Origin of the sequence: Streptomyces sp. SID486 (assembly GCF_009865385.1) — a bacterium.
Lineage (GTDB): Bacteria > Actinomycetota > Actinomycetes > Streptomycetales > Streptomycetaceae > Streptomyces.
In genome coordinates this window covers 1-10,572 of the sequence record NZ_WWJT01000332.1, presented here as the reverse complement: position 1 = coordinate 10,572, position 10,572 = coordinate 1, and the positions used below count along the sequence as shown (strand labels likewise).

Sequence of the window (10,572 nt, the reverse complement as noted above, 5' to 3'; positions counted from 1 at the left end):
GGTGGCCCGGCGGCGCGCGGCGCCCCGAGGGCCGTCGCACCGCCCCGCGAGCCGTCCGGCCCGCGGCCGCTGTACATCGGCACCTACACCTCAGCCGAGGGTGGTGGCACCGGGATCGGTCTGGCGTCGTACGATCCGCGGTCGGGCCGGATCACCGGTTCGGGGACGCTCACCGGGGTGCCCGATCCGTCGTATCTCGCCGTGCACCCGGACGGCCGCACCCTGTACGCGGTGGACGAGCGGCAGGACGGCGCGGTGACGGCCGTACGTCTCGCGGACCGGCGCGTCCTGGCCACCCGGAGTACGGGCGGCGCGGGTCCCTGCCATCTGTCGGTGCATCCCACCGGACGCTGGCTGCTGAGCGCCGACTACGGGTCGGGCAGTGTCGCCGTACACCCGATCGACGCCTCGGGCGCCCCGGGCGAGCGCACCGACCTGGTCACGCACACCTCCCCGCCGCCCGGTCCCGGGCAGCAGGGGCCGCACGCCCATCAGTTCCTCACGAGTCCCGACGGCGGGCACGTCCTCGCCGTGGACCTCGGTACCGACACCGTCTACACCTACCGCCTCGATCCGGCGCGGGGCACGCTCACGGAGGTGGGGCGGGCCGGCACCCGGCCCGGCGCGGGGCCGCGCCAGCTGACCTTCCATCCGGGCGGCCGGTACGCCTATCTGGCCAACGAGGTGGACGACACCGTGGCCGTCTGCGCCTACGACCCGCGCTCCGGCCGGCTGGCCGTCGGCGAACCCCAGCCCTCGGGGTCGGACGGCGGCACGAACTATCCGGCGCAGTTCCTGGTGACGGCGGACGGCCGGTACGCCTTCCTCGCCAACCGCGGGCACAACAGCATCGCGCGCTACGCCGTCGAGGGCGACGGCGCCCGGCTGCGGCTGCTCGGCACGGTGCCGGTCGGCGGTGACTTCCCGCGGCAGATCGCGTTCTCACCCGACGGCCGGCTGCTGTTCGCGGCGAACCAGCGCTCCGGCACGGTCACCGTCTTCCGGGTGGACACCGACGGCGGCGGACTGCGCCGGACCGGCGAGCCGTTCGCGTCACCCGTCGCCGTCTGCGCGCTGCCGCTGTAGGGCGCGGGGGCAGGCGCCGGCGCCGGCCTGCGCCAGGAGCGCGTGCATGCGTTCGGTGAGCTGGCCGACGTCGTCGGCGGGCGTGTGGAAGGGCAGCCGTACGTCGCCGTGGGCGCGGGTGCGTTCGATGCGCAGGGTCAGCCCGTGCCGGTCGACGGCGAGGGGCACCACCCGGGTCGCGGCGTGCAGGCTCTCCGGCCGCACCAGCCGGGTGAGCCGCTCGACGGCGTCCGGGTGGGCGCCGGCGAGGTGGGTGAGCAGGTGGGCCTCGGCGCCGGCGAGGGGGTCGGGCCGGGCGGCGGTGAACTCGTCCAGGCCCACGACCACGGGACCGGAGGACTGCCGGAGCACCACCCGGGTGGGCCGGAAGAGCAGGGCGTCCCCGGACGGGGCGAACCAGCCGGAGAGCCAGACCCGGGCACGGATGCGGTTGCGCACCGGCACGGGGGCCACGTCGGCGAACTCCACCAGGGCGGAGGGCTCCTGGCGCGGGGCGCACAGGGCCGCGGCGAACAGGCCGCTGTCGTCGGGGACCGCCAGCCGCACCGCGCCGTCCCCGGTGACGGAGTGCGCGCCGACGTACTCCTCGCGCACCCCGTCCGCGGTCACCGCGCACGACCACGCGGCGGCCAGCACCGAGCGGGCGCGCTCGGCCGCGCCGGGGGCGGCCGTCCAGTCCTGCCTGTCACCCATGCCGTGACCTCCTTAGGTAAGCCTTGCCTAACCTATCGGAGATCAGGGCGCGCGCCAACCACGCCACACCGGCGGACCGGGTTACGCGAGGACCCCCAGCAGTGCGCGGGCGCACAGGTCCCGCACCTGCTCACGACTCAACTCGCCCTCGCCGCGCAGCCATTCGAGGCAGACGGCGGTGGTGAACGCGAGCCAGCCGCGCACCGCCAGGCGCACCTGGGGAGCCGACCCGAAGACCGGCCCGAACTCCGGGTCGGCGGCGAGCGCGGCGAGTATCTGCTTCTCCTGCGCGGCCAGGGCCTGCCGGTAGACCCGGCGGACGGCCTGGTCCCCGGCCGCGTCGGCCCGGTGGAAGGCGCGGAAACCGTGGGCGTGGTCCTCGACGTAGCCGAGATACGTGTCGAGGCCGGCGGTGAGCTGCTCGCGCACCGGCACACCGGGCTCGGCCGCCGTCATGCGCAGCATGCGCGCGCTCTCCCGGTCCACGACGGCGGCGAAGAAGTCCCGCTTGGTCGGGAAGTAGTGGTACAGCAGCCCGCGCGAGACCCCGGCGATCTCGGCGACCTGCTCGATCCACACCTCGTCGTAGGGGTTCTCCGAGAACAGCCGGGCACCGACCGACAGCAGCTGCTCACGCCGCTCCTCGGTGCTCAGTCGGCGCCGGGCGCGTTCCCCCTGGTTCGCGGGCATGGCGTCACTCTACTTGACGTCGGTTCAACAACGGGATCACACTGGGACCAGTTATTGAACTCACGTACAACACGCGCGCGTCACAGTTCCGACCATCCGCTGGATCAAGGGAGATCGCGTCATGGTGGAGACGACGCAGACCACGGGCACCGGGCTGCCGAAGGGATTCCGGAGCGCCGAGCAGGGCTGGCCCGAGCTGCACCGCATCCCCCATCCGCCGCGCCGGGTACCGCTGCTCGGTGACGTGCTCGGCACCGACCGGCGCCGGCCCCTGCAGGACTCGATGCGGTACGGACGCGAGCTGGGCCCCATCTTCCGGCGCCGGGCCTTCGGCAAGGAGTTCGTGTTCACGTGGGGGGCGTCGCTGGTCGCCGACCTGGCCGACGAGTCGCGGTTCGCCAAGCACGTCGGGCTCGGGGTCGCCAACCTGCGGCCGGTGGCCGGGGACGGCCTGTTCACCGCCTACAACCACGAGCCCAACTGGCAGCTGGCGCACGACGTCCTCGCGCCCGGGTTCAGCCGTGAGGCCATGGAGGGCTACCACGGGATGATGCTGGCCGTCGCCGGACGGCTCACCGACCACTGGGACCGGCAGCTGGCCGCCGGGCGTACGGTGGACGTCCCCGGCGACATGACCCGGCTGACCCTGGAGACGATCGCGCGCACCGGCTTCGGGCACGACTTCGGCTCCTTCGAGCGCAGCCGGCCGCACCCCTTCGTCACGGCGATGGTCGGCACGCTCACCTACGCACAGCGGCTGAACAGCGTGCCGGGGCCGCTGGCCCCGCTGCTGCTGCGGACCGCCGCCCGGCGCAACGCGGCCGACATGGCCTGCCTCGACCGGACCGTCGACGAGCTGGTCGCCGCCCGACGCCGGTCCGGGGGCGGTGAGGGGGACCTGCTGGACCGCATGCTGGCCACCTCACACCCGGTCACCGGCGAGCACCTGTCCGCGGAGAACGTCCGCAAGCAGGTCATCACCTTCCTGGTGGCCGGGCACGAGACCACCTCGGGCGCGCTCTCCTTCGCCCTGTACTACCTGGCCCGGCACCCCGAGATCGCGGCGCGGGCCCGTGCCGAGGTGGACCGCGTCTGGGGTGGCACCCCGCTGCCCGACTACGACCGCATCGCCAAGCTGCGCTACGTCCGCCGGGTGCTGGACGAGTCGCTGCGGCTGTGGCCGACCGCGCCCGCCTTCGCCCGCGAGGCACGGCAGGACACCGTCCTCGCCGGGGAGCACCCGATGCGCCGGGGCGCCTGGACCCTGGTGCTGACGCCGCTGCTGCACCGCGAGCCGCAGGTGTGGGGCGAGGACGCCGAGCGGTTCGACCCGGAGCGCTTCACGGCGGCGGCGGTCCGGGGCCGCCCGCCGCACACCTTCAAACCGTTCGGCACCGGCGTCCGGGCCTGCATCGGCCGCCAGTTCGCCCTGCACGAGGCGACCCTGGTGCTCGGCCTGCTGCTGCGCCGCTACGAACTGCGCATCGACCCCGGTTACCGGCTGAGCGTCGCCGAACGCCTCACACTGATGCCCGAGGGCCTGCGGCTGCGTCTGGAACGGAGAACGGCACCACCGGACACCGCCGATGCGAAGCGCCCCGAAGAGGCGCGGGGAACCGCACGACCGGCCACGGCATGACCACGGCGAACCACCCGGCCGGCCACCGCAGGGACGCGGGGAACCCCACGACCGGCCACGACGCAACCACCCGGCCGGCCACCGCAGGCGCGGGGAACCCCACGACCGCCCACGACGGATCCGCAGCCGCACAACGGCGCGCCGCGGCCGCGCAGCGCGCCGCCGCCGGTCAGCGTCCCGAGGTCCAGTGCGCCGGACGGGTGAGGGTCCCGGGGAGCCTGGTGCCGGCGCTGCCCCGGGCCGCGTTCAGCTGCGGCTGGGTGAGGAAGAAGGCGTCGGTCAGGTCCGCGTCGGTCAGGTCGGTGTCGCGCAGGTCGGCACCGATCAGGTCGGCACCGGTGAGGTCGGCGCCGGTGAGGTCGGCGGCGATCAGACAGGCACCGCGCAGGCTCGCCCCGCGCAGGTCGGCACCCCTGAGACGGGCACCGACGAGGTCCGCTCCCCGCCGGTCCTTGCCCTTCCCCCTGCCCTTCCCCTTGCCCCGGGCGCCGGCCCGGACCAGCTCGCTGGTGCGCAGCAGGAGCACGTTGACCTCCTGCCGGTGCGCGGCCACGTCCAGCGCGGCCAGCTCTTCGGGGGTCTGCCGGGTGAGCCGCTCGGTCTCCTCCAGCGCCCGCCGCAGTTCGGGATGGACGGGCCCGGCCGCGGCCAGGGACAGCGCCTCCGTGAGGTACCACAGCAGCTCGTGCAGCTGCCGTACGACCGGGAACACGTCGAACATCCGGCGCGCCCGCTCCTTCGGCCCACCGCGCCAGTCCTGCCCGCCGAAGGTCACCTGGGAGACCTTCTGGCCGGCGCCGAAGCAGTCGTAGACGGTGCAGCCGGAGAAGCCCTTGGCCCGCAGGTCGGCGTGGATCCCGCAGCGGTGGTCGGCCTGGAGGTTCTCGCACGCCTTTCCCGCGGGCTTGTTCATCGCGAAGTCGGCGGAGCGGGCGAAGGGCAGGGCTACGCAGCACAGCCCGAAGCACTGTGCGCAGTCGCCGCGCAGGTCGGAGGGGTCGGCTATCTGATCCGGCATGAGGGCCAGCCTACCGATCAGCGCGACGGTCGCCCGCGCTGCCACCGGCGGGGGCCTACCTGCCGAACAGTTCGAAGGACACCGCCGGCCTGCCGCCGAAGCGCTTGCCCGTGGCCGTGGTGGTCTCGGTCAGGAAGTCACGGACATAGGTCTCGGGGTCCTGGTCGGTCAGCGCCTCCAGATAGGCGCGGTGTTCCAGCAGCGAGCGCACCGCCCGTTCCAGACCGGGTGCGGCGTCGACGGCGTGGGTGGGGTTGCCGGAGCCGGCGACGGCCACCCAGCGGACGCCGTTCCACGGTTCGAGGCCCTGCTCGATGAGTTCGGGGAAGATCCACCGGTTGCCCGCGTCGGCTGCGGCGTCCAGGGTGGCGCGGCCGACGGCCACGTGGTCCGGGGTGTTCCAGACGACACCGCCCCAGGTGTCGCGGTGGTTGAGGGTGACGACGAGTTCGGGACGGTGGCGGCGGATCGCGGCGGCTATGTCACGGCGCAGCGCCGGCCCGTACTCGATCACACCGTCCCGGTGGCCGAGGAACTCCACCGTGCCGACACCGACCACGGCCGCACTGGCCCGCTGCTCGCGTTCGCGCAGCGGGCCGCAGGCGGCGGGGGGCAGGGTGTCGATGCCGGCCTCGCCCCGGCTGGCCAGCACATAGGCGACCTCGCGGCCGGCGTCGGTCCAGGCGGCGACGGCCGCCGAACACCCGTACTCCAGGTCGTCGGGGTGGGCCACCACGGCCAGGGCGCGCCGCCAGTCGTCGGGCAGGGGAAGCAGGTCGGTGATCTTGTCCTCGGTCATGGGCGGCACACTATGCCGCCCGGCGCCGACCGCAACTCCTTTGTGCACGTCCGGCCCGGGGGCCCCGGCCAGAACGCAACGGAACCCAGCAGACGCCCGTGAACCACGTCATATTCGGGCAGACGATGACTGCCTCTTCAGACGTCGGCCGTCCTCGTCGGACCCGTCGGACCCCGGCCGCCCCGTCAGACCTCGTCACGGGCGAGGGCCAGCAGCCGGTCCAGGACGCGGGGCGCGCCCGCGCGCAGGCCGTCGTGCTCGAACTCGTCGGTCACCCAGGTGCGCAGGCCGCGAACGGCGCGGGCGGTCCGGAGCGAGTGGGCGGTGTCGACGTACATGTCGTCGTGGTAGACGGCCGCGGCCACGGGGACGTCGTTGGCGGCGAGGCGGGTGGCGTCGTACAGCGGGCGCCAGTCGGTGCGGGCGGCGAGCAGTTCGGCCGTCTCGCGCAGGGGACGCAGCGCCGGGTCGGCGTCGAACATCCAGGGGTGCACGGTCTCGCCGGTGAAGAGCACCGGACCGTCACCGGTGAGCGCCTTGGCCGCGTCGAACTGCGGGAACTCACCGCGGACCCGTTCTGCCGCCCAGGCGGTGGGGCGGGCGTCCTGGCCGTAGACGGACTCGTGGACGAGGGCGTAGAGGGGGTTCGCGGCGTACGACAGCAGGGACTGCGCCTGCTCCTGGAAGGCGTCGGACAGCTCCGGGCGGCCGGGGGCGCGGACGAAGGCGTCCTCCAGGAGATGGTGCAGGCGGTGGCTGCCGTCGCCGGTGCCGAGCATCAGGCCCAGGGACTGGAACGCCTCGACCGTGAAGCGGTAGCCGTTCGGCAGTACGACGTCGTGGGTCAGGAGGTGGTCGGCGATCCGGCGGGCCCGCTCCACGTCCTGGGGGTAGCGGTCGTAGTGCGCGGCGACCTTGCGCTCGATGCGCGGGTAGGCGGCGCGGTAGACGTCGTCGGCGTGGGCGTCCAGGGAGGGCAGGCCGCCGGTGATCACCGCGGTGCGCACGCCCTCGGGGGCGAGGGAGAGGTACGTCACGGTGCAGAAGCCGCCGAAGCTCTGGCCGAGCACGGTCCACGGGGCGCCGCCGGTGAGCCGGGGGCGGACGGCCTCGCAGTCGCGGACGATGGAGTCGGCGCGGAAGCGGGTGAGGTAGTCGGCCTGGGCGGCGGCGCCGCCGCGCTGTGGCAGGGTCTGCCGGGTGGCGGGCGTGGAGCGGCCGGTGCCGCGCTGGTCGAGCAGCAGGACGCGGTACTCCTTCAGGGCCCGGTCGAGCCACGCCTGACGTCCGACGAAACGATTCGCCCCGAATCCGGGGCCGCCCTGGAGGTACACCAGCCAGGGCAGGTCCTGCCCCGCCTTGTCGCTCGCCACCGCCTCGCGGGCGTACAGCTCGATGGTCTCGCCGCCCGGGTCGGCGTGGTCGAGGGGCACGGTGAAGTGGTGGTCGGTGAGGACGACGCCGGGCTGGCGGTAACTGCGGCTCAACGAATCTCCCGGGACGGACGGCGCGGACGCGTCCCAGTCCAGCACACGATCACGCGCAGGCCGACCCCCGGGATCATGGTTTGTCACTGAACTGCCGGTCAGCGCATACCGGCTCCGCCGCGCCGCACCACCGGGCTCCGGTCTCCCGTCCGCCAGACCCCGCGCACTACCCTGCACTCGTCCGACGACCGACGCCGAGGAGCCGCGATGCGTGTCGCTCTGTTCCTGACCTGTGTCAACGACACGCTGTATCCGGACACCGGCCGGGCCGTGGTGAAGCTGCTGGCCAGGCTGGGCGTCGAGGTCGACTTCCCCGCGGCCCAGAGCTGCTGCGGGCAGGCGCACTACAACACCGGCTACCGGCACGGTGCCGAGCCCCTGGCCCGGCACTTCTCCGACGTCTTCGGGGAGTACGAGGCGATCGTGACCCCGTCCGGTTCGTGCGGGGCGATGGTGCGGGAGCTGTACCCGCGGATGGGTGAGCGGGCCCGGGCCGAGGGCCGCGGGGACGCGCTCGCCCGGACGCTGGCGCCGGTGGTGCCGAAGACGTACGAGCTGACGGAGTTCCTGGTGGACGTGCTCGGGGTGACGGACGTGGGCGCCCACTACCCGCACACGGTCACCTACCACCCCACCTGCCACGGGCTGCGGGGCCTCGGACTCGGCGACCGGCCGCTGCGGCTGCTGCGGGCCGTCAGGGGGCTGGAACTGGTCGAGTTGCCGGGCGCCGACGAGTGCTGCGGGTTCGGCGGCACGTTCGCGCTGAAGAACGCCGACGTGTCGGCGGCGATGGGCGTGGACAAGGTGCGCAGCGTGGAGTCGACGGGCGCGCAGGTGCTGTGCGCGGCCGACAACTCCTGTCTGATGCACCTGGGCGGGACGATGAGCAGGTTGCGGTCACGGATGCGGCCGGTGCACATCGCGGAGATCCTGGCGAGCACGGAGGAGGAACCGGCACTGTGAGCGGAACGTTCGTCGGCATGCCGGGGCACGCCCCGCCCGCCCACCCGGCCTTCCCGAAGGCGGCCCACGACGCCGTGCACGACGCCACCCTGCGCGCCAACCTGCGGCACGCCACCCACACCATCCGGGCCAAACGGGCCAGGGCGGTGGGCGAGCTGTCCGACTGGGCGGCGCTGCGCGAGGCGGGCAGGCAGATCAAGGACCACACCCTGCGCCATCTCGACCGGTACCTCCTGCGGCTGGAGGAGTCGGTCACCGCGGCCGGCGGCACGGTCCACTGGGCGGCGGACGCCGGCGAAGCCAACCGGATCGTCACCCGACTCGTCAAAGACACCGGGGAGTCGGAGGTCGTGAAGGTCAAGTCGATGGCCACCCAGGAGATCGGCCTGAACGAGGCGCTCGCGGCCGAGGGCATCCGGGCCTACGAGACCGACCTCGCCGAGCTGATCGTGCAGCTCGGCGAGGACCGTCCCTCGCACATCCTGGTCCCGGCCATCCACCGCAACCGGCACGAGATCCGCGACATCTTCCGCACCGAGATGGGCAAGTGGGGCCGCCCGGCGCCACAGGGCCTCACGGACGAGCCCGCCGACCTCGCCGAGGCGGCCCGGCTGCACCTGCGGGAGAAGTTCCTGCGCGCCAAGGTCGGCATCTCCGGCGCCAACTTCATGGTCGCCGAGACGGGCACCCTGGTCGTCGTGGAGTCCGAGGGCAACGGGCGGATGTGCCTGACCCTGCCGGAGACGCTGATCTCGGTCGTCGGCATCGAGAAGGTGGTGCCGTCCTGGCGGGACCTGGAAGTCTTCCTGCAGACCCTCCCCCGCTCCTCCACGGCCGAGCGGATGAACCCCTACACCAGCACGTGGACCGGCACCACGGACGGGGACGGGCCGCGCGTCTTCCACCTGGTGCTCCTCGACAACGGCCGCACCGACACCCTCGCCGACCGGGTCGGCCGGCAGGCGCTGCGCTGCATCCGCTGCTCGGCGTGCCTGAACGTGTGCCCGGTGTACGAGCGGGCGGGCGGGCACGCGTACGGCTCCGTGTACCCGGGCCCGATCGGTGCCATCCTCAGCCCCCAGCTGCGGGGCACGCAGAGCGAGATCGACGCCTCCCTGCCCTACGCGTCGAGCCTGTGCGGGGCCTGCTACGAGGTCTGTCCGGTCGCCATCGACATCCCGGAGGTGCTCGTGCACCTGAGGGAGCGGGTGGTCGAGGGCGGCCCGGCCGTGCGGAACGGCAACAAGGTGGTGCTCCGGCCGGCGAAGGGGCACGCGGCGGAGCGGGCGGCCATGCGGGCGGCGCGCTGGGCGTTCACCCACCCCGGCGCCCTGCGCACGGGCCAGCGGGTGGCCGCCCGGACGCGCCGGCTGCATCCGCGCGCCCTGCCGGGCCCCGGCAGGGCGTGGAGCGAAGCCCGGGACCTGCCCGCCGTGCCGCCGGAGTCCTTCCGGGACTGGTGGCGGCGCACGCGCGGCGGAAAGGACGGCGACAGGTGAACGGCAGGGAGCGGATCCTGGGGCGGGTGCGGCGCGCGCTGGCGGACGTGCCCCCGGACGAGCGGCCCTACGAGGAGGCCGTGAGCCGGGACTACCTGCGCGAGCACGGGGAGCGGACCACCGCGCGGACGGTGCGGCTGCTGGCGGAGAATCTGGCGGACTACCGGGCGGTGGTGCACCGCTGCGCGGAGCCGGAGCTCCCCGCCCTGATCGGTCGTCTGCTGGCCGCCCGGAAGGCGGAGTCGGTGCTGGTGCCGGCCGGGCTGGACGACGGCTGGCTGGCCGCGACGGACGTCACCCGGGTCCCCGACCGGCCGGAGAGCACCCCGCTCGACCTGGACCGGGCCGACAGCGTGCTCACCGCCTGCGCGGTCGCGATCGCCGAGACCGGCACGATCGTGCTGGACGGGAGCCCCGGCCAGGGGCGCCGTCGCCTCAGTCTCGTCCCCGACCACCACATCTGCGTCGTCCGCGTGCCCGGCCAGGTCGTCTCCTCCGTGCCGCAGGCCCTCGAACGCCTGGATCCCGCCCGCCCGTCGACCTGGATCTCGGGGCCGTCCGCCACGAGCGACATCGAACTGGACCGGGTGGAGGGAGTGCACGGACCCCGCACGCTGGAGGTGATCCTGCTCGGCTGACGCGCGCCGCCGCGCCCGCGCGGCACCACGCCCGCGGGCGGCCCGCGCGCGGCGAGGCCG

Annotated in this window: 10 protein-coding genes; 5 read left to right on the top strand and 5 right to left on the bottom strand. The window is 74.0% G+C overall.

Annotated features, from left to right (window positions below; genetic code table 11):
- Positions 1–1,086: lactonase family protein (locus GT045_RS15340; protein WP_237538608.1), on the top strand; the 1,086-nt coding region annotated here is incomplete at its 5' end.
- Here the strand turns inward: GT045_RS15340 and GT045_RS15335 are convergent.
- Both GT045_RS15335 and GT045_RS15330 read right to left on the bottom strand, forming a co-directional pair.
- Positions 1,054–1,779, bottom strand: coding sequence for a DUF2470 domain-containing protein (locus GT045_RS15335; protein ID WP_161334503.1), 726 nt, complete (start codon positions 1,777–1,779; stop codon positions 1,054–1,056). The genes GT045_RS15340 and GT045_RS15335 overlap by 33 nt on opposite strands.
- Before the next feature lie 81 nt (positions 1,780–1,860).
- Complete coding sequence (locus GT045_RS15330; RefSeq protein ID WP_161292689.1) at positions 1,861–2,469, bottom strand: TetR/AcrR family transcriptional regulator; 609 nt, start codon at positions 2,467–2,469, stop codon at positions 1,861–1,863.
- Positions 2,470–2,590: 121 nt separating this feature from the next.
- Here GT045_RS15330 and GT045_RS15325 point away from each other — a divergent pair, with 121 nt between their 5' ends.
- Positions 2,591–4,108: a cytochrome P450 gene (locus tag GT045_RS15325; protein ID WP_161334502.1), complete on the top strand. Its 1,518-nt coding sequence runs from the start codon at positions 2,591–2,593 to the stop codon at positions 4,106–4,108.
- 169 nt (positions 4,109–4,277) lie between these two features.
- Here GT045_RS15325 and GT045_RS15320 read toward each other — a convergent pair whose 3' ends face one another.
- From GT045_RS15320 to GT045_RS15310, 3 genes are all read right to left on the bottom strand, one after another.
- Positions 4,278–5,126: a pentapeptide repeat-containing protein gene (locus GT045_RS15320; RefSeq protein ID WP_161292693.1), complete on the bottom strand. Its 849-nt coding sequence runs from the start codon at positions 5,124–5,126 to the stop codon at positions 4,278–4,280.
- Between the two features lie 55 nt (positions 5,127–5,181).
- Positions 5,182–5,925, bottom strand: a complete 744-nt coding sequence (locus tag GT045_RS15315; RefSeq protein WP_161292695.1) for a PIG-L deacetylase family protein — start codon at positions 5,923–5,925, stop codon at positions 5,182–5,184.
- 185 nt (positions 5,926–6,110) lie between these two features.
- On the bottom strand, positions 6,111–7,412 hold the full coding sequence (locus GT045_RS15310; RefSeq protein ID WP_161334501.1) for an alpha/beta fold hydrolase: 1,302 nt from the start codon (positions 7,410–7,412) through the stop codon (positions 6,111–6,113).
- A 207-nt stretch (positions 7,413–7,619) separates the two neighbouring features.
- Between GT045_RS15310 and GT045_RS15305 the strand changes: the two genes are divergently transcribed.
- Genes GT045_RS15305 through GT045_RS15295 form a run of 3 tightly spaced genes read left to right on the top strand, consistent with a single transcriptional unit; the run spans position 7,620 to position 10,512 of the window.
- Positions 7,620–8,375, top strand: coding sequence for a (Fe-S)-binding protein (locus GT045_RS15305; RefSeq protein ID WP_161334500.1), 756 nt, complete (start codon positions 7,620–7,622; stop codon positions 8,373–8,375).
- A complete protein-coding gene (locus tag GT045_RS15300; protein WP_161334499.1) occupies positions 8,372–9,874 on the top strand; it encodes a LutB/LldF family L-lactate oxidation iron-sulfur protein in 1,503 nt (500 codons plus the stop codon). Before GT045_RS15305 ends, GT045_RS15300 begins: the two co-directional genes overlap by 4 nt.
- Positions 9,871–10,512 carry a lactate utilization protein C gene (locus GT045_RS15295; protein WP_161334498.1) on the top strand — a complete coding sequence of 214 codons (642 nt, stop codon included), beginning with the start codon at positions 9,871–9,873 and terminating at the stop codon, positions 10,510–10,512. Before GT045_RS15300 ends, GT045_RS15295 begins: the two co-directional genes overlap by 4 nt.
- The last annotated feature ends 60 nt before the right edge of the window (positions 10,513–10,572 follow it).

Bases quoted from the DNA above. Each gene is read 5' to 3' on its own strand.
- GT045_RS15335 (WP_161334503.1), bottom strand. From the start codon at position 1,779: ATGGGTGACAGGCAGGACTGGACGGCCGCCCCCGGCGCGGCCGAGCGC.
- GT045_RS15330 (WP_161292689.1), bottom strand. From the start codon at position 2,469: ATGCCCGCGAACCAGGGGGAACGCGCCCGGCGCCGACTGAGCACCGAG.
- GT045_RS15325 (WP_161334502.1), top strand. From the start codon at position 2,591: ATGGTGGAGACGACGCAGACCACGGGCACCGGGCTGCCGAAGGGATTC.
- GT045_RS15320 (WP_161292693.1), bottom strand. From the start codon at position 5,126: ATGCCGGATCAGATAGCCGACCCCTCCGACCTGCGCGGCGACTGCGCA.
- GT045_RS15315 (WP_161292695.1), bottom strand. From the start codon at position 5,925: ATGACCGAGGACAAGATCACCGACCTGCTTCCCCTGCCCGACGACTGG.
- GT045_RS15305 (WP_161334500.1), top strand. From the start codon at position 7,620: ATGCGTGTCGCTCTGTTCCTGACCTGTGTCAACGACACGCTGTATCCG.